This is a genomic window from Avibacterium volantium, from assembly GCF_900635775.1.
Lineage (GTDB): Bacteria > Pseudomonadota > Gammaproteobacteria > Enterobacterales > Pasteurellaceae > Avibacterium > Avibacterium volantium.
This window is the reverse complement of the sequence record NZ_LR134167.1, coordinates 1398205-1417783: the sequence shown is the minus strand read 5'-3', so window position 1 is coordinate 1417783 and position 19579 is coordinate 1398205. Positions and strand designations below refer to the sequence as shown.

At 41.9% G+C, this 19579-nt stretch carries 18 protein-coding genes; 7 read left to right on the top strand and 11 right to left on the bottom strand.

Annotated elements, in window-relative coordinates:
• Nucleotides 1-71: 71 nt before the first annotated feature.
• Nucleotides 72-2687 carry an aminopeptidase N gene (pepN, locus tag ELZ61_RS06870; protein ID WP_126372416.1) on the bottom strand — a complete coding sequence of 872 codons (2616 nt, stop codon included), beginning with the start codon at nt 2685-2687 and terminating at the stop codon, nt 72-74.
• Between the two features lie 275 nt (nt 2688-2962).
• On the opposite strand from pepN, the gene purE reads away from it, so the two are divergent.
• The gene (purE, locus tag ELZ61_RS06865) at nt 2963-3472 is read left to right on the top strand and encodes a 5-(carboxyamino)imidazole ribonucleotide mutase (RefSeq protein WP_126372414.1); all 510 of its coding nucleotides are present in this window, start codon (nt 2963-2965) and stop codon (nt 3470-3472) included.
• A 182-nt stretch (nt 3473-3654) separates the two neighbouring features.
• On the top strand, nt 3655-4593 hold the full coding sequence (gene prmB / locus ELZ61_RS06860; RefSeq protein WP_126372412.1) for a 50S ribosomal protein L3 N(5)-glutamine methyltransferase: 939 nt from the start codon (nt 3655-3657) through the stop codon (nt 4591-4593).
• A gap of 62 nt (nt 4594-4655) precedes the next feature.
• Here prmB and prfA read toward each other — a convergent pair whose 3' ends face one another.
• From prfA to lrp, 6 genes are all read right to left on the bottom strand, one after another.
• Complete coding sequence (prfA, locus tag ELZ61_RS06855) at nt 4656-5738, bottom strand: peptide chain release factor 1 (RefSeq protein WP_126372410.1); 1083 nt, start codon at nt 5736-5738, stop codon at nt 4656-4658.
• Nucleotides 5739-5989: 251 nt separating this feature from the next.
• Nucleotides 5990-7279 carry a serine--tRNA ligase gene (gene serS / locus ELZ61_RS06850; protein ID WP_126372408.1) on the bottom strand — a complete coding sequence of 430 codons (1290 nt, stop codon included), beginning with the start codon at nt 7277-7279 and terminating at the stop codon, nt 5990-5992.
• A gap of 75 nt (nt 7280-7354) precedes the next feature.
• Entirely contained in the window at nt 7355-8704 is a 1350-nt protein-coding gene (locus ELZ61_RS06845; protein WP_126372406.1) for a replication-associated recombination protein A, read from the bottom strand.
• Nucleotides 8705-8829: 125 nt separating this feature from the next.
• On the bottom strand, nt 8830-9450 hold the full coding sequence (gene lolA / locus ELZ61_RS06840) for an outer membrane lipoprotein periplasmic chaperone LolA (protein WP_103855139.1): 621 nt from the start codon (nt 9448-9450) through the stop codon (nt 8830-8832).
• 114 nt (nt 9451-9564) lie between these two features.
• Nucleotides 9565-12465, bottom strand: a complete 2901-nt coding sequence (locus ELZ61_RS06835) for a DNA translocase FtsK (RefSeq protein WP_126372404.1) — start codon at nt 12463-12465, stop codon at nt 9565-9567.
• Between the two features lies 1 nt (nt 12466).
• Nucleotides 12467-12946, bottom strand: coding sequence for a leucine-responsive transcriptional regulator Lrp (gene lrp, locus ELZ61_RS06830; RefSeq protein ID WP_103852795.1), 480 nt, complete (start codon nt 12944-12946; stop codon nt 12467-12469).
• Nucleotides 12947-13184: 238 nt separating this feature from the next.
• On the opposite strand from lrp, the gene ELZ61_RS06825 reads away from it, so the two are divergent.
• The gene (locus tag ELZ61_RS06825) at nt 13185-13520 is read left to right on the top strand and encodes a hypothetical protein (protein ID WP_126372402.1); all 336 of its coding nucleotides are present in this window, start codon (nt 13185-13187) and stop codon (nt 13518-13520) included.
• 14 nt (nt 13521-13534) lie between these two features.
• On the opposite strand, the gene ELZ61_RS06820 is transcribed toward ELZ61_RS06825, so the two are convergent.
• Genes ELZ61_RS06820 through ELZ61_RS06810 form a run of 3 tightly spaced genes read right to left on the bottom strand, consistent with a single transcriptional unit; the run spans nt 13535 to nt 15985 of the window.
• Nucleotides 13535-14887, bottom strand: coding sequence for an anti-phage deoxyguanosine triphosphatase (locus ELZ61_RS06820; protein WP_126372400.1), 1353 nt, complete (start codon nt 14885-14887; stop codon nt 13535-13537).
• A gap of 1 nt (nt 14888) precedes the next feature.
• Nucleotides 14889-15575, bottom strand: a complete 687-nt coding sequence (locus ELZ61_RS06815; protein WP_126372398.1) for a CidB/LrgB family autolysis modulator — start codon at nt 15573-15575, stop codon at nt 14889-14891.
• Nucleotides 15572-15985 carry a CidA/LrgA family protein gene (locus tag ELZ61_RS06810; protein WP_126372396.1) on the bottom strand — a complete coding sequence of 138 codons (414 nt, stop codon included), beginning with the start codon at nt 15983-15985 and terminating at the stop codon, nt 15572-15574. Before ELZ61_RS06810 ends, ELZ61_RS06815 begins: the two co-directional genes overlap by 4 nt.
• 123 nt (nt 15986-16108) lie before the next feature.
• Between ELZ61_RS06810 and ELZ61_RS06805 the strand changes: the two genes are divergently transcribed.
• Genes ELZ61_RS06805 through ELZ61_RS06790 form a run of 4 tightly spaced genes read left to right on the top strand, consistent with a single transcriptional unit; the run spans nt 16109 to nt 18895 of the window.
• Complete coding sequence (locus ELZ61_RS06805) at nt 16109-16645, top strand: thermonuclease family protein (protein WP_126372394.1); 537 nt, start codon at nt 16109-16111, stop codon at nt 16643-16645.
• Nucleotides 16635-17834 (top strand): aminotransferase class V-fold PLP-dependent enzyme, encoded by a 1200-nt coding sequence (locus ELZ61_RS06800; RefSeq protein WP_126372392.1) that lies wholly within the window; start codon nt 16635-16637, stop codon nt 17832-17834. Before ELZ61_RS06805 ends, ELZ61_RS06800 begins: the two co-directional genes overlap by 11 nt.
• Nucleotides 17835-17838: 4 nt before the next feature.
• Nucleotides 17839-18228, top strand: a complete 390-nt coding sequence (locus tag ELZ61_RS06795; protein ID WP_126372390.1) for a SufE family protein — start codon at nt 17839-17841, stop codon at nt 18226-18228.
• 58 nt (nt 18229-18286) lie between these two features.
• On the top strand, nt 18287-18895 hold the full coding sequence (locus ELZ61_RS06790) for a hypothetical protein (protein WP_126372388.1): 609 nt from the start codon (nt 18287-18289) through the stop codon (nt 18893-18895).
• A gap of 41 nt (nt 18896-18936) precedes the next feature.
• Here ELZ61_RS06790 and ycfP read toward each other — a convergent pair whose 3' ends face one another.
• On the bottom strand, nt 18937-19476 hold the full coding sequence (ycfP, locus tag ELZ61_RS06785) for an alpha/beta hydrolase YcfP (RefSeq protein ID WP_126372386.1): 540 nt from the start codon (nt 19474-19476) through the stop codon (nt 18937-18939).
• Nucleotides 19477-19579 lie beyond the last annotated feature (103 nt).

Sequence of the window (19579 nt, the reverse complement as noted above, 5' to 3'; positions counted from 1 at the left end):
ACTCGTTTATCTCACTGGATAGTTAAACTGTAAAAAAGTGCGGTGATTTTTTACCGCACTTTTATGTTGGATTATTGTAAGGCTTTTTCGATTTTTTCGAATAAATCCTTAGACAGGTTTTCTACTTCGCTCAAGCGTTCTAAAGCACGTTTCATCAAGGTTTGACGCTGTGCATCATAACGTTTAAAGCGAATTAATGGTTCAATTAATCTTGATGCCACTTGCGGATTGGTTTCGTTTAAACGAATTAAAATATCCGTTAAGAAACGGTAGCCCGAGCCGTCTGCGGCGTGGAATGCGCGTGGGTTTTGGCTGGCAAAACTGCCCACTAAGGCGCGTACACGGTTTGGATTGTTAAAGTTAAAGCTTGGGTGATCCATCAACTGCACCACAATTTGTAGTACATCAGCATCAGGGCGCGTGGCTTGCAAGGTGAACCATTTATCCATCACCAAACCATCGTGCTGCCATTTTTGTTCAAAATCCGCCAATAATTCATCACGGCAAGGCAACTGGGCTTTGGTCGCCACCGATAACGCCGCCAAACAATCCGTCATATTATTTGCGTTCACATAGTGCTTATACACTAAATTATTGCCTAAATGGGTGTAAGCCAAATAATTCAGGCACAGATTACGCAAGGCACGTAAGGCAATATCTTGTTGCACCACACGATAATCTTCCAAATGAATTTGCTGATAAATTCGGAATAAATCTGATTTCAAATAGTCCGCTAATGTACGCAGCATAAAATCACGCACCACTGCGATGCCTTCAGGATCAATGGTTTTGAATAATTCCGCAAATTCCGTTTCTTTTGGTAAGGTCAGAATTAAGGTAGTTAATTCAGGATCTTTCTGATGATTTTCTAACACTTGATGAAGTGCGGTCAAAATTTCTTGAGAAAATTCAAGAGGTTGTCCTTGTTGATATTGCGATAAGTTACGACGTAACTCATTGCTAAATAGCATTTGCACTGCGTCCCAACGAACGAAGTCATTTTTCGCAAATTTCAGTAAGGTAATAAGTTGTTTGGTGCTGTAATCATAATCTAATCGCACTGGCGCAGAAAAATCACACAACAAGGCTGGCACTGGACGTGAATAAATATTATGAAATTCAAAGGTTTGCGTTTGTTCCGTTACATCTAGCACATCACTGACTAATTCGCCATGATATTGCAAAGATTGCATAATGCCTTGCTCATCATAAAGGGCGATTTTTAATGGAATGTGTAAATTTACCTTGTCCATTTGATCAGCGGTTGCTGGCGTATGCTGTGAAACTTGCAGGCGATAAGTATGAGAGCGCTCATCATAGCTATCATTAATGGTGAGTTCTGGCGTGCCAGATTGGCTATACCAACGGCGGAACTGGCTAAGATCAACGTCATTGGCTTTTTCCATTGCTTGCACAAAATCTTCACAGGTGGCGGCTTTACCATCGTTTTGTGCAATATACTCTCGCATACCTGCTTGGAAACCTTGTTCACCTAGCAAGGTATGCAACATACGAATCACTTCTGCCCCTTTTTCATACACGGTTACGGTGTAGAAATTATTCATTTCAATCACTTTTTCAGGGCGAATTGGGTGCGACATTGGACTAGCGTCTTCCGCAAATTGCACGGTACGCAAGAATTTCACATTATTAATGCGATTTACCGCACGCGATCCCGTATCAGAAGAAAATTCTTGATCTCGGAACACGGTTAAACCCTCTTTCAAACTTAACTGAAACCAATCGCGACAAGTAACACGATTGCCTGTCCAGTTATGGAAGTATTCGTGTGCGATCACGCTTTCAATGGCTAAATAATCTTCATCTGTGGCGGTTTGTGGGTTGGCCAACACGAATTTATCGTTGAAAATATTCAAGCCTTTATTTTCCATTGCGCCCATATTGAAGAAATCTACCGCAACGATCATATAAATATCTAAATCATATTCTAGCCCGAAGCGTTCTTCGTCCCACTTCATTGATTTTTTCAGGCTTTGCATCGCCCAATCGGCACGATCTAAATTGCCGCGATCCACATAAAGCTCAAGTTTCACTTCACGGCCACTTTGGGTGATAAAACTGTCTTGTAAAACATCAAAATCCCCGGCCACTAAGGCAAACAAATAGCTCGGTTTTGGGAAAGGATCTTGCCATTCCACCCAGTGAAAACCATTGTCTAATTCCCCACTGGCAATGCGGTTGCCGTTAGATAATAAATAAGGATATTTAGCTTTTTCTGCGGTGATTTTGGTGGTGTAACGAGCTAGTACATCGGGGCGATCAAGCATATAGGTAATTTGACGGAATCCTTCTGCTTCACATTGTGTACAAAGGGCATCACCTGATTGATATAAGCCTTGTAATGAGGTGTTTTCGGCAGGTTTCAGATAGGTTACAATTTCTAACTCAAATTGCGCCGCACTTTCTTTCAAACTACTTAAATCTAACGTTAGACTTTCGCTATCTTGTTGATAATGTTTGAAATCTTCCCCATTTAAATGAATCGCCGCAAATTGAAAGCTATGACCGTCTAAACGCAAACTGGTTGCTTCTGGGTTTAAACGTTGATACTGGCTTTTGGCGGTTACCACGGTTTTTTCTGGATCTAATTGAAAATCCAAGAAAATATCCGTTACGGTAAAATCTGGCGAGCGATAATCTTTTCTATATTTAGCTTTTGTCTGCATATATGACACCTAGTATGCTTGTTGTTTTAAGAAGGTTATCCAATATGAAATCTTTTAAGATTAAGGTAGAAAAATTGTTGTTAGGATAAGATTTTTAGCCCAAAGTTGCAAGAAAAACAAACCGTTCTGCGATTACTTAATTCGCTTATCTCACTCATTTTTCACCGATCAGTCCTCTTGTAAGCATCCTAGGCAATCGTTTGCTTACAGGGCTTAAGATATGCTATCCTAGTGCGGTTGTTTTTTGTTAATTTTTGTTGTGAATAGGAAAAACTATGCCAGACCAAAAACCAAGCCAAAATGCTGAAATTGCCATTGTAATGGGGTCAAAAAGTGATTGGACGACAATGCAGGAAGCTGCGCAAATTCTCACGGATCTCAATGTTCCCCATCATATTGAGATTGTTTCTGCTCACCGCACACCAGATAAATTATTCCAATTTGCTGAAGATGCCGAAAAAAATGGCTATAAAGTGATTATTGCAGGCGCAGGTGGCGCAGCACATTTACCTGGAATGATCGCAGCAAAAACCCTTGTGCCTGTGTTGGGTGTACCCGTGAAAAGTGCCACGTTAAATGGTATGGATAGTCTTTATTCTATCGTGCAAATGCCAAAAGGTATTCCTGTGGGAACATTAGCCATTGGTTCTGCAGGTGCGGCTAATGCGGGATTACTCGCCGCACAAATTTTAGCTCGCTTTAACCCTGAATTGGCTGAGCGTTTACAGCAATTCCGCCAAAATCAAACTCAAATGGTGTTGGATAATCCTGATCCGCGTGATTAATACGCGCCAAAGTGCGGTCAAAATTTTATGAGTTTTTTGAAAAATCAATAAAATTACACCGCACTTTATTGTTGCAATTCAGTCTATTTTATTTGTTCTTTCGTTATCAGCTGACTTACCTAACTGATTGATGTATCATCTGGCAATCATCAATTTACTCTTTTCTGATTGGGAAATAATTAATGACCACATTTAACCAAGAACTCATTCAACAAATTCTCGCGGACAACGTTCCAGATTCGCTTCACACCCTAAAAGATTTTTTGCGTTGGACATACAGCACTTTTAATCGCTCTGATTTATATTATGGACACGGTTATGACAACGCTTGGGACGAAACGCAACAACTCGTATTAACCGCATTACAACTCCCCCCCGATTTACCCACTGAGCTTTATGATAGTCGTTTAACACAAAGCGAAAAAGCAAGTTTACTGGAACTCATTTTGGCACGCATTGAACAACGCATTCCTGTGGCATATTTAACCAATCGTGCGTGGTTTTGCGGATTGGAGTTTTATGTCGATGAACGAGTGATCGTGCCTCGCTCCCCCATTGGTGCCTTAATTGAAGACCGCTTTGCGGGACTGCTTACCAAAGCACCACAACGAATTTTAGATATGTGTACAGGCAGTGGCTGTATTGCAATTGCCTGTGCGACTCAATTCCCAAATGCCGAGGTTGATGCCATTGATCTCTCTACTGATGCTTTAGATGTGGCAGAAATCAATATTATGCACCACAACCTAAGTGATCGTGTATTCCCAATTCAATCGGATCTATTTAACAATCTTCCCCAAGATAAATACGATCTTATCGTGACCAATCCTCCTTATGTGGACAAAGAAGACCTTGACGATATGCCAGAAGAATACCATCACGAGCCAGAAATGGCGTTAGGCTCTGGCATTGATGGACTAGAAATAACCAAACGAATCTTAAAAGCTGCACCGGATTATTTAGCCGATGACGGAGTATTAGTCTGCGAAGTAGGGAACAGTATGATCCACCTAATAGAACAATTCCCTAACACCCCATTCCAGTGGCTGGAACTGAAAAACGGGGGATTAGGTGTTTTTGCGTTAACCAAAAAACAACTGGTTGAATTAAATCGTTCTTGATTATTCCCAAAATAAGTGCGGTGGAAAAATAGAAATTTTTCCACCGTTTCTTTGAATTAAAACTATCCTTGATCTGACAACGCCGCAAGCTGATCAGCTTGGTATTCGGTGATGATTGGTTGGATTAGTTCGTCCATTTTGCCGTTCATCACTTCATCTAAGCGATAGATCGTTAGGTTGATGCGGTGATCGGTAACACGGCCTTGTGGGTAGTTATAGGTACGGATTTTATCCGAACGATCGCCCGAGCCTAGCAAGTTGCGGCGTGTGTCTGCTTGTTCCGCGGCTTGGCGTTCTTGTTCGGCTTGCACAATGCGAGAAGCTAGCACTGACATTGCTTTGGCTTTGTTTTTATGTTGTGAACGCTCTTCTTGGCATTCCACCACAATGCCTGTTGGAATATGGGTGATTCGTACCGCTGAATCGGTGGTATTAACGTGCTGACCGCCTGCGCCCGATGAACGATAAGTATCAATGCGCAAATCTGCTGGGTTAATTTCTGGCAATTCGCTTTCTGGCAATTCTGGCATTACCGCCACAGTACAAGCGGAAGTATGAATTCGTCCTTGCGATTCCGTTTTTGGCACGCGTTGAACTCGGTGTCCGCCCGATTCAAATTTTAACTGACCATATACATTTTCGCCGCTGATTTTGACGATCACTTCTTTATAACCGCCCTGCTCGCTTTCATTGGCGCTGAGCATTTCTACACGCCAACGCTTACTTTCCGCATAGCGGCTGTACATACGGAATAAATCGCCTGCAAAGATCCCTGCTTCATCACCGCCCGTTCCTGCGCGGATTTCTAAATAGCAGTTATATTCATCGTTAGGATCTTTCGGCAGTAATAAAATTTGTAATTGCGCTTCTACTTGCTCAATTTCGGTTTTGCATTCTTCAATTTCTTCTTGTGCCATTTCACGCATACTTGGATCATCAAGCAATAATTGGGCTTCTTCCATATTGCTATTTAACTGTTTCCAGCGTGCAAAGCATTTCACAACGTCTTCAAGTTGAGCATATTCTTTTGAATAGGCACGAAATTTTTCTTGATCGCTAATGACTGAGGCATCGCCAAGCAAGGCTTCTAGCTCTTCGTGGCGTTCATCTAAACTATCTAATTTACTGATAATAGAGGGTTTCATTTGTTGACCTATAAAATCCACTGACAAAAAACGGCGCTTATTCTAGCACGATTTCGGTAAAAATTTATAGCAGTAAGCAAAGTTCAGCGTATTTATGTGTAAAGAAAAATTCGCTTATTTTGCACCGCACTTAATAATTTGAATAGTTAAGCGTTGGCTTTGTTTAAATATAAAAAAATCTGTACCTCAAGTTCTTGAGCTTAACTCAGCGTTTGAGGTACAGATTAGTAAAACCGTCTTTTAGGGTGGGATTATTTCCCAATCACTTCCAATCCGCCCATATATGGACGTAACACCTCTGGCACGGTGATGCTGCCGTCTGCGTTTTGGTAGTTTTCAAGCACAGCAACAAGGGTGCGGCCAACGGCTAAGCCTGAGCCATTTAGGGTGTGGACAAGGCGTGGTTTTTTCTCGCCTTTTACACGATAACGAGCCTGCATACGGCGCGCTTGGAAATCCCACATATTTGAGCAAGAAGAAATTTCACGGTAAGTGTTTTGTGCTGGCACCCAAACTTCTAAATCGTAAGTTTTAGCTGAGCCAAAGCCCATATCGCCGGTACATAGTAACACTTTACGATAAGGCAGATTTAACAACTGCAACACTTTTTCCGCGTGGCCAGTGAGCTCTTCCAAAGCTTCCATTGATTTTTCTGGTTCTACGATTTGTACCATTTCTACTTTGTCGAATTGGTGCATACGGATCAAACCACGGGTATCACGGCCGTAAGATCCTGCTTCTGAACGGAAACAAGGGGTATGTGCGGTCATTTTAATTGGCAGTTCTGCTTGATCTAAAATTTCATCACGCACAAGGTTGGTAACTGGCACTTCCGCCGTTGGGATTAAGGCGTAAGGTTGCTCCCCTTCTAGCGGTTTAGTGTGGAATAAATCTTCGCCAAATTTTGGCAGCTGCCCTGTGCCATAAAGGGTGGCGTGATTAACTAAATAAGGCACATAGGTTTCGCTATAACCGTGTTGTTCGGTATGCAAATCCAGCATAAATTGCGCTAGCGCACGGTGCATTTTGGCAATTTGTCCTTTCATTACCACAAAACGCGCGCCGCTTAATTTCACGCCCGCAGCAAAGTCTAGCCCTTGCAGATGCTCGCCTAAGGTAACGTGATCTTTCACTTCAAAATCAAAGGTTCTTGGCTCGCCCCAACGAGAAATTTCCACATTGTCGTTTTCATCGTTGCCCAATGGCACTTCATCGGCAGGAATATTTGGAATACTAAGAGCAATTTCTTGCAAATCCGCTTGCACGTCATCAAGTTGGCTTTTTGCCATACTTAATTCAATGCCCATATTATCCACTTCCGCCAATAATGGCTCAATGTCTTCGCCGCGTGCTTTTGCCGCACCAATGGCTTTTGAGCGCGCATTACGCTCTGCTTGTAAGGTTTCGGTTTTAACTTGTAGGGCTTTGCGCTGTTCTTCTAATTCTGTGATACGCGCTACATCTAGCTCAAAGCCACGTCTTACTTTTAATTTTTCTGCCACTTCCGCAAGATTATTGCGTAATAAATTTGCATCAATCATTTTGTTACCTTTAGATTAAAATAAATACAATAAAAAACTTGCTTATTCTATATCGGATAAAAAAAATAAACTAGACTACTTACCAGATTTATAACGGATAGTCGGGCTTTGCTCGTCTAGTTGGCGAAGTTTTTCTAATTTTTCGCGAATTTGAATTTCCATTCCTCGAGCAACAGGGAAATAATATTGGGGATCTTTCAGCGCTTCTGGGAAATAATTTTCCCCTGCAGCATAAGCATTTTCTTCATTATGTGCATAACGATATTCTGCGCCGAAACCTAGTTCTTTCATCAAATGAGTTGGCGCGTTGCGTAAATGCTCTGGCACATCATAATCAGGGCTTTCTAAGGCGTGCTTTTTCGCGGCTTTGAAAGCTTGATACACCGCATTACTTTTCGGCGCAACGGCTAAGTAAATAATGGCTTGCGCAATGGCACGCTCCCCTTCTGCTGCGCCCACGCGTGTGAAACAATCCCAAGCGGCAATGGCCACTTGCATTGCGCGCGGATCGGCATTGCCTACATCTTCTGAGGCAATGGCCAATAAACGGCGCGCCACATAGAGGGGATCGCCGCCTGCGGTTAAAATACGTGCATACCAATACAAAGCGGCATCAGGCGCTGAACCACGCACGGATTTATGCAAGGCTGAGATGAGATCATAGAAGCGATCGCCTTGTTTATCAAAACGGGCTTGCCGTTCACCCAACACTTCCGTTAATAAAGTGCGGTGCAAAAATTTGCCATTTTTGCCCTCTTCCGCCATATCTGCCATTAATTCAAGGCTATTTAATGCAAGGCGTGCATCGCCATTGACATATTCCGCCAGCATTGCAAGCAAATTGTCTTCTAAGGTTAAATTAAGGTTGCCTAGCCCTTTTTCTTTGTCATTAATAGCGCGCTGTAATACTTGTTCGATTTCTTGTGCGGTTAAGGATTTCAGAACATACACGCGCGCACGCGAAAGCAAGGCGTTATTCAGTTCAAAAGAAGGATTTTCAGTGGTTGCGCCAATAAAAATCACCGTGCCATCTTCAATATAAGGCAAAAAGGCATCTTGCTGGCTTTTGTTGAAACGATGGACTTCGTCCACAAATAAAATGGTACGCTGCCCCGCAAGCCGATTTTGTTTGGCACGTTCAATGGCTTCTCGAATTTCCTTTACCCCACCTGTTACCGCAGAAATCCGTTCCACTTCTGCATTAATGCGTTGCGCAATAATTTCTGCCAAGGTGGTTTTGCCTGTGCCGGGCGGCCCCCACAAAATCATTGAGTGAATATGCCCTGCTTCAATGGCTTTGCGTAATGGTTTGCCCACGCCAATTAAATGGCTCTGCCCGTAATATTCATCTAAATGGGTTGGGCGCATTCTCGCCGCTAAAGGGCGGAAATCATTTTCAGCAAAATCAAAAGCAAGATTGGACATTTTTTTCTCTCGTCAGTGGATAATTTCAGGAAAAAATAAGGCTAAATTGTAAACCATTTAGCCTTAGAATTCATTTTACATTTGAGCTATCACAACCGCCCAGAAAAAGTGCGGTGATTTTTTTGTTACTTTTTCTTGCGCTGATCATCCAGCTCCGCACCTTTCGGCACGCTGAATTTAAACAGATTATCTGCCAGCGGTTGGTTGGTGATATTACGCAATAAGTATAAATTGGTTTGTCCGTCTTTTTCTGTGGTGCTAAAGTTTTTTAGCACGCCATCAGCATCAATGCGAATATTGAACTGCTTAATATTGCTTTTCGCGGATTTTGGTTTAAGCGTAAAGGTATCCGCTGATTGTGCCACGGTATATTTTTTCCATTGCGCTTGATCGTTGCTGGTAAGCAACACAAATGGCGTATTATTCACCGCTTCAGACACCCAATTTGCCGTAACCTGTTGCACGAAAGGATCGTAAAACCACAGGGTTTTGCCGTCTGACACAATTTGACTTTCTTGCGGAGATTGGTTATCCATTCTGAATAAATTTGGGCGTTTAATGCGAAGTTTACCTTTGCCTTGTTGAATTTCTTTGCCTTTGGCATCACTGACTTTTTGCACATAATCTGCGCTTAACACGTCCACTTTGTTAAGGCGCGCTTGTAATTCACTCACCGCATCAGCCCAAGCCATTTGGCTTAAGCCTAAACATAAAAGTGCGGTGATTTTTACTGCCATTTTTTTCATAAATCTTCCTTTAATCCTAAAATAATGGGAAACCATTGTGTTAATCAGACAATAAAATTTCCCATTTGTTGCATTTTCTTTATGCTTAGCTTTGTAATTCGCTGAAAGATTAAACTAATAATCCGAACGGCGGGCTAAAATTTCACGCTTACCATTTTGTAGCGGTGAAACAATGCCTTGTTCTTCCAGCTGATCCATAATGCGTGCGGCACGGTTAAAGCCGACACGGAAACGGCGCTGAATTGACGATGCTGACGTTGTGCCTGTTTCGATCACGAAATTCATCACTTCATCAAAAAGATCATCAAGATCGCCGTCATCACCACTTCGTGCTACTTCACCCTCTTCATCATCGGCACTGTCTAAAATGCCATCAATATAATCTGGTTTGCCTCTTGCACGCCAGTCATCAGCCACACGAGCCACTTCGTCATCGCTCATAAATGCACCGTGAACACGGATTAAATCGGAAGAGCCTTGCCCTGAATAAAGCATATCCCCACGGCCTAACAAGGTTTCTGCACCGCCTTGATCAAGAATGGTGCGCGAGTCAATTTTACTCGCCACGGTAAAGGCGATACGGCTTGGAATATTGGCTTTAATCAAGCCAGTAATCACGTCCACAGAAGGGCGTTGGGTGGCCAAAATCAAGTGAATGCCGATGGCACGGGCTTTTTGTGCAAGGCGCGCAATGAGTTCTTCAATTTGCTTGCCTGCTACCATCATCAAATCGGCAAACTCATCAACGATCACCACAATATAGCTGAGTTTTTCCAGCGCAGGTGGCATTGCGTCCATTGTGTCGCCCGGTCGCCAAATTGGGTTTGGAATTGGCATTCCCATTGCGTTATATTCATCAATTTTTTCGTTATAGCCTTCAATATTACGCACACGTAAAGCGGATAATAATTGGTAGCGGCGCTCCATTTCGTCCACGCACCAACGCAGTGCATTGGCGGCTTTTTTCATATCGGTTACCACTTTGGTGAGCAAATGCGGAATGTCATTATAAATGGAAAGCTCCACCACTTTCGGGTCGATCATAATAAATTTCACTTCTTCAGGTTTTACTCTGAAAAGTAAACTTAAAATCATCGTATTCACCCCAACGGATTTCCCCGAACCTGTTGAACCTGCCACCAACAAATGAGGCATTTTGGCGAGATCTACAATCACAGGGTTGCCGCTAATGTCTTTTCCTAACGCCATTGAAAGCAAGGATTTTGACTCACGAAATTCTCGGCTGTCTAACACATCACGCAGCGGCACCATTTGGCGCTGTAAATTTGGCGTTTCGATGCCAATGTAAGGCTTGCCGGGGATCACTTCTGCCACACGAATGGAGCGGAACATCAAGGCACGCGCCAAATCCGTATCAATATTGGTAACTTTGGACGCTTTCACGCCCGGTTGCAATTCCAATTCATAACGCGTTACCACAGGCCCTACCAACACATCTTTTACGCTCGCTTTTACATTGAAATTACGTAATTGTTGTTCAATGCGTTGCGAGGTTTCTAAGATTTCTTCGCGCGTGATATTTTGTTCTTCCACTTCACGTTTATCCAATAAATCTAAACTTGGCAACGGCGTGGTAGGTTTTTCCGCTTTTTTCACCTGCTTTTGTAAGGCTGGGTGAATTAAGGAATCGCCATAAGGCTTGTAAGTTGGCTGGCTTACCGCAGGCTGAGGTTCAGTTGGCTGATTTACCGTTGATTGCGTTGGAGCTTGTTCAGCCAAAATATCCACTAAGGCATCTTCCGCATTGATTTCTTTTGCGCGTTGCTGCATTTCAGCCAAGCGCTGTGCTTCTTGCGCTGCGAACTGACGAGCCAATTCGTCCATTTCATTATCTTGCTCTGGCAAATTTTCTGTTTCAGAATGATTTTCTAACGAATAATCAGGAATGAATACCTTTAATTCCGGCGCTTGTTCCATTGCAGAAAATTCTGTAGAAAAATCCACCGCACTTGGTAAATCTGCCCCATTAGGTAAATCTGCCTGTGCCGTTAAATCCTTCTGTTCAACAACGGCTTGAACAGGCTTAACCATTGTCTGTTCCGTAGTTACGCCAATTTGCGTGGCTGAGCTCGTTACCGTGCTGGTTTGAGGAATACGCACATTCGGCAATGGTTCTTCTTGCCCTACACCATAATTGGAAAGGGATTCCATTTGGCGTGGATCAAAAAGATCTTGGCTATTGGAAACGGCTTGGCTTTCATTATGTGCAAGTGGTGCTTCTGGCTGAACAAATTCTTGTAAGCCACTAATTTGAATAAAGGTTTGGTTATCTTTATTTTGCTCTTCGCTTGCTTCGTTTTGCGCTGCATTTTCATTTTGTAATGACGAAATTGGCGCAGGCTTTTGGATAATAATTTCCTCTAAAGGCTCAGGCTCGCTGTCTGCTCGTGGCTCGGCAGGCATTGCCATTGCTGGAGTTTTGTCTTCATTCATTGTGAGCCAGTAATAAAATCTCACAAAAAGCTGCACTAGTGCCTTACCTGAACACAAAATAAAGCCTGCAATGGCTGACAATAATGCGCACAAAATCACTCCTGCTTTGCCTAAAACAGGATAAAGGGAAACCACTAAGCTTCCACCTAACACCCCACCAGCAAGATAAGAGCTGGTATTAGAAAGCAATAAAGTAGCTAATGCGGTTAAACCGCTAAATAATAAGATCCCCCCTAGCGTGCGAATAGCCGCTTTAATCCAAGTGATCTGGGTGAATTTTTTGGTTTTGAATAAATAAATCGGCACAAAACATAAAATAAAAGGAATTAAATTGCCGATATGTCCAAAGAAAGTAAAAAATAAGCCTATAAGCCAAGCGCCCAACGCTCCCGCTTTATTGATGGTTTCAGGCTGCGAGGACGAAACTGCCCAAGTGTTATCAAAAGGGCTGTAACTTGACCAAGCAATAATCAAATACAAACCAAACAGGGAAATTGTGCCTAAACACAATTCCGCCATATATTGTTTTGGTGTTAGTTTTGCTGTAATTCGTTTAATCATCTTATTTTAATTGTAAAAAATTGGTCTGTTTCACTTCTTCCATTACCACATAGGTACGAGTATCGTTCACGCCGGGCAAACGCAACAAGGTTGTGCCAAGCAATTTGCGGTATGCCGCCATATCCGCCACACGGGTTTTGAGTAAATAATCAAAATCCCCCGACACCAAATGACATTCTTGAATTTCATCAAGCTGTTGCACTGCTTCGTTAAATTCTTCAAATACATCAGGTTTTCCGCGCACAAGGGTGATTTCTACGATCACGAGCAACGGCGAATCCAACAATTCAGGGTTAAGCAAGGCACGGTATCCCATAATCACCCCTTGTTTTTCCAAGCGTTTTACACGCTCCAAACAAGGGGTTGGCGATAATCCGACTTTCTTTGAAAGGTCAATATTAGAAATTTTGCCATTACGCTGTAATTCATTCAGAATTTTTATATCAATGGCATCAAGGGCTTTAGGTAATTTTTTTTCCATAAAATTTTCCACCGTAAATGACGGTAAAATACCGCTTAAAATAGAAATAACGACTAATTTTACACTATTCTATAAAATTTTATAGGGGAAACTTCAGACTTTAAAAATTAAAAATCGTTCAAAATTACACCGCACTTTAAAATAATGCCCTTATAAAAAATAAGGTGAATTGGGTATTCGACTTCATTTTAATTAGATCGATAATTCAACCAATGACTAATAACAATTCATACGCATTATGGAAAATCCATTCACTGCTCGCTGGAGTACACAAGGCAACACACTGTGTTTAGGACATTGGGAAATTTTTTATCAAGGTAATCCGCTTAATATTCCAGAACACAAACGTGAACACGATATGGGAACAAGGGGAATTTATAATTTCATCGATCCTACCGATGAACTTTATTTAGAAGGGCTTGATGAAGATGATTGGATTCTCGCTAACATTGAGTGGCTAAGTGATGTATTTATTGCTGCCGATATTCCATTAGAAGAAAATTATATGCGTTGGTTTTACCAAGCCGTAAATAAAGACGATTGGCGTTGCGGAAGCTGTGGAGGCTGTATTTAGCCCCCATTCTTGGATCAAAGCTGTTGATACACTTTCATTGCGTAAGCATCTGACATTCCCGCAATGTAATCACAGATAATCCGTTTTTTCTGATTCGGCTCTGCATTTTTCCAACGTGCCGCTGTGTTACGCGGTAACAGGCGTTCAGGATCGCTCTCAAAAATTTGAAACATTTCTGTCAGCATTCGCTGTCCTTTATACTCAATGCGTTGCGTATTAACATCACGAATGACATATTGCCACACAAAATCGGTAAACACGTTTAGCACGCTAATCACATCTTCTGGCAATTCAGCATTATAGCGGAGCAAAGGATCATCAAATTCAGGATTAATTTTCCACCGCACATTGGTGATAAAATAATTTACCAATGCACCAATAGCATTTTTACGTTCATAATGATGTGCTGAAAACAATTTCTTGCTCAGGCTTTCAATACTCTGCTTGATCCATTGAGAAGGGCTATTTTTAAGCTGCTGCAACGCCTCTTGCCATTGATGTAAATGAATCACGCCGACCACAATGGCATCTTCTAAATCGTGAACACCGTAAGCAATATCGTCCGCCAGCTCCATAATGCTACAATCTAAAGATTTGTAGCGAGTTTTTAACGTTTGCTGTGGCGTTACTCTGGGTTCGCTAAATTGCTGAAAAAGCTGACGATCTTTTTCGCTTAATGGCGACAATAGCCAGTGAAACATTTCCAGATCATCACGAAAGATGCCTTTTCCCGGTTTCCAATCTGCAATTTTGGCATACAAGGGATTTTCACTCCCTTGTGGCAAAATTTCACCATATTGCGGTGAAGAACAATCTAAAATAGCAGGATATTTCACCACGCCAAGCAAAGTGCGGCGGGTTAAATTCATTCCTGCATTGGCGGTATAAGGCTCTAACTTAGTTAATAAGCGAAAGGTTTGTGCATTGCCTTCAAAACCACCGTGATCGCGCATCATATAATTTAATGCCACTTCCCCACCGTGTCCAAAAGGTGGGTGTCCAATATCGTGGGCAAAGCACAGGCTTTCAATCAGATCATTGGAGGGCAATAAGGGTTTTAGCTGTTTTTGTAAAAGGCTTTTATCCGTCTTTAATTGTTCGGCTAAATGGGCAAATGCTTCGATGAATTTGAGTTGTGCCACCAAGCTGCTACCAATTTGTGCCACTTCCAAAGAATGGGTTAAGCGCGTGCGGTAAAAATCATTTTCACCCACGGCGTGAATTTGCGTTTTAGCTTGTAGGCAGCGAAATGCCGCACTGTGCAAGATACGTCCACGATCACGGCGAAATGGCGGGCGGTGATCTTTTTCTCGCGGACTATCAGGGATATAACGTTCGTGCCAAAGGCTATTCACTGCATTTTTCATTCTACACCACCCAGAAATAAATTAATTTGAATACAAAAGGAGCAAAAATGGAACTTAAGATACCACAAAGCACCAAGGCGATTGAGCTATAGTTCCCCGCTTTAGGATCAACTTCCATACAACTCACCGTACCTAAAACGTGCGAAACTGCCCCCACTGAAAGCCCAATGGATTCGGCATACTTTATTTTTATAACTTTCAGAATTAAATAACCAAACATTGACCCTTGCAACCCTGCAATCAACACCGCCGCTGCCGCAACGGAAGGAATACCACCAATGTTTTGAGCAATTTCCATCGCAATTGGCGTGGTAACGGATTTTGGTAAAATCGTTGCAACCAGTTCAGGTTCTGCCCCAAGCAACAAGGCGAGCACTGCTCCCACTACCATTGAGAATAAAGAAGAAAGTGCGGTGATAAATAAAATCGTTTTCCAATATTCTTTAATTTGGCGAAACTGTTCGTATAACGGCAATGCGAGGGCAACCACACTCACCCCCAATAAATGATTTAACGGTGCATTCCCTGCCATATAATCAGGATAAGGCACATTAAACATCACAACAATGGAAATCAACATTGCTACGGTAAGGATAAAGCTATTAAAAATGATTGATTTCAACCGCTTACTAATCTGCAAGGCAACCATAAAAACCGCGAGGGTAAGCAAAGTATAAGCGTAAATCATTTGCTCTCCTTAGCCCGTTTTTTCAAGACTTTTTTGCGTAATCCAGCAAAAGACTGTTGGGAAAAAAGATAATCCGCCAAAATGCCACTGAGTACCAATGTCAAAATTGTCGCCACCACATTAGGGATTAATAGCACTTTGGCTTGGCTGAGCAAAAGGTCAGAATATTGAATAATCCCCACACTTACTGGCACAAACAGCACTGCCATATAACGCATTAATAGGCTTGCACCTGCAAAAATCCAATGCACTTTAATCACTTGTAACATTAGGCAGGTGAATAATAAAAGCAATCCCCAAATGCTACCAGGTATGCCAATGGGAATAAAACGAGCGATTTGCTCACCAAGAAAAAGCATTAAAAAAAGAATGGCAAAAGAACGTAATAACTGAAAAATCTTCTGTGTCATACCGCTATAAATTTGTTAATTTACTAAAACCGCAACAATTCTACTCTTATTTTATTCGTTTTGTTATGGCTTTTCGTTACAATAAGGAAAATTTCAAACTTTTTTAGAATCAATGTGCTCAGAATGTTACGAAAGCGTTTCGTGTTCTTTATTACAACAATATTTTGGCTTCCTCAAACAGCAGAAGCAGTGCGTATCATTCCTTGCCGTGTTGTGGCAATTTCTGATGGTGATACCTTTAGTTGTTTGCTTGAAAATAACAAACAAATCAAAGTCCGTTTAGACAGCATTGATGCGCCAGAAAAGAAACAACCCTTTGGTAATAAATCGCGCCAAACCTTAACCAACCTGATTCATAAGCAAGCGGTTCAGCTGCAAATTGTGGGCTATGATCGCTATCAACGCACGCTTGCCACGGTGTATAACCTACAAGGGCAAAATATCAATCTTGCAATGGTAAAACTAGGAATGGCGTGGGTGTATGAACGTTATGCGCACGATCAAAGCTATTTTCACGCACAACAGCAGGCACGCGCACAACGTGTCGGTTTATGGCAAGATCCACAACCGATTTACCCTGAACAATGGCGAAAAATGCAAAGCGAACAACGTAAACAAAAACGCCAACAAAAAGAAAAAGGATCATTCTATGGCTTTTAACCCCTCAGAATTTCGGAAAAATTTCCCTTATTTTCAACAACCTAACGCAGCCGTTTATTTAGACAGCGCCGCTACTAGCTTAAAACCGCAAGCCTTGATTGATGCCACCGTTGCGTTCTATCAATCCGCAGGATCGGTACATCGCAGCCAATATGATGAACAACAAACCATACGCTATGAACAAGCGCGCGCAAGAGTGAAAAAACTGCTCAACGCACAAAGCGAACAAAGTATTATTTGGACATCAGGCACCACGCACGCCATTAATTTAGTAGCGAACGGCCTGCTGCCACAGCTTACGCCACAAGATGAAATCATCATCACAGAAGCGGAACACCACGCCAATTTTGTCAGCTGGCAGCAGCTAAGCCAAAAAACTGGGGCGAAATTGATCATTCTGCCATTGCAGACTAACGGCGTTATTGATGATCGTGCATTAAAAAGTGCGGTGCAAAAAAACTGCAAAATTGTTGCCTTGACGATGATGTCCAATGTAACGGGCGTGATGCAGCTTTTGGCTGATTTAATCCCGATTATTCGCCGCCAAAGTAACGCATTCATCTTAGCCGATGCGGCACAAGCGATTAATCATCTTTCCCTTGATTTACAACAACTTGACGTAGATTTTCTCACCTTTTCCGCACACAAAATCTATGGCCCAACAGGGCTTGGCGTTTTGGCTGGAAAATTGACCGCACTTAATCAACTTCAGCCCTTATTATTTGGTGGCAAAATGGTGCAGAAAGTCAGCGCACAGCAAACAGAATTTGCTGAATTACCTTATAAACTTGAAGCTGGCACGCCGAATATTGCTGGCGTAATCGGTTTTAATGCGGTGCTAGAATGGTTGGAAAAATGGGACAACAATGCCGCACATCAGTATGTCGCGCAATTAAGCGAAAAAATCATCACACGCTTGCAACAATACCCTGCTTGCCAGCTTTTTGCTTATGGCGATCACAGCCCAATTATTAGCTTTTTATTTAAGCATATCGATCTTTCTGATCTTGCTACCCTGTTGAGCGAACAAAATATTGCCCTGCGCGCTGGCGAACATTGCGCTCAACCTTATTTGGCAAGGCTCGGACAACGTGGTACATTACGCCTTTCCCTTGCCCCTTACAATAATGAGCAAGATATTGAACACTTTTTTAACGCGTTGGATAACGCCTTAGCCTTGTTAGATTAACGCAATGAGAACAGAAATTAAAAACGCCAAAAATTGGGAAGATCGCTACCGCTTCATCATTCAAAGCGGAAAAAATCTCTCTCGCCCTGATGAACAAACGCTCGCCCAAATGCAGCCTATTTCAGGTTGCGAAGCCAAGGTTTGGTTCAAATTTGAAGAAAAAAACGACCGCACTTTTATGTTTAATGCCTTTAGCGAAGCGCGCATTATTAACGGCTTGCTTTGGCTAATTTTGCAAGAAATTAACGGCAAAACCGCAGAGCAACTGCAATCCTTTGACTTAACCGCTTATTTTGATGAACTTGGCATTGCTCAACGATTAAGCAGTACGCGCTTAAATGGCTTAAAACAAATTGAGCAAATTGTGCGAAATTTAGCAACTTGTACAAATTAAATCTGTCGAAAATAAAAAACTTGCTATAATCGCCACAAGCAATTTATCAGGAAGAATAATGAAAAAAAAACTTGTCGCATTTTTAATTTCTGCCTTATTTTCCACCGCACTTTGGGCGGATTGGGAAATGGTGGGTAATGCTGATTATAACTGGGGGCCATTTCAAATTTACACCCTAAGCCTCTATTCAGAAACGGGAAATTATCAAGAAAATCAACGCCCTTTAATGCTTTCATTCAACTTTGATAAACCCGTGGAAGGCAAAAGCTTCGCCATTAGTTTAATCAAAGAAATGAAATCTCTTAAGGTGGAAGGCGATACGGATAATTGGCTAGATGAACTACAAAAAATCTTTCCCGATTTCTCACCTAAAGATGTGTTGAGCTACATTGCCTTGCCAAACAAAGGCTATTTTATTTTAAATGACACGGTGTTAGACAAGGAATTTGGCGATGATTTTAATCGCGCTTTTATCAGCAGTGCCTTATCGCCAAAAGGCAGTTACGGTAAAATTTTGCCACAGCTATTAGGTAAAGAAAAAAGCGCCCATAGCAAAGCAGAACGCTTACTGGATACGCCAGATGTCGAAAAAATTGATGAAGATGAATTAAAACCACAACTTCCACCACAATTCGAGCTTGATCGCCAAACACAGGAAGAGGTTTAGACAACAAATAAAAGGGCGGATAATTTCAATCCGCCCTATTTTTATGCCGTTTTAAAGGCTTTAATTTGTTGTAAATGTTGCGAAATTTTTTTGAATTTATGACCTTCGTTTTCGTCCCAAATCACCTCATAAAAAGGAGAAAGGGTTTCTGCGCTACGCTGAGCATCTAACACTTCATCTTGAGTAGAAAGAAAAACTAAGCAATTTCCCTTATTTTTTAAACGGAAATTTTCAACACATTTGGTGGCAATATCTTGATATTCTTCAGGGCGATCTATTCTGCCTTGCATATTTTCATAAGGGAACAAATTCGGGTTAAAAATTGCCTGCTTGATACCACACAAAAAGCCAATGCGCTCCGCCCAATAGCCACCAAGCCCAACACCACAAATAAGAGGCATTTTATCATTGCTTTCTGATACTAATTTATGCACTTCATTGAGCAAAAACTGCATATCATAACGAGGGTGCAAGGTGCTGTAATTGATGAATCGCACATCGTCATCAATAAATTTTAACTGCATTATTTTTTCGTGATTACCAGGGCTGTTAGAATCAAAACCGTGCAAATAAATAATCATAGGAAACCTCACCTATTTGAATTGGGCAATGCCGTTAGAAACCGCAAAATTTGCGAGAAAACGGCTTTATTAAAACAAAAAATACACAAATTTTCTACCGCAC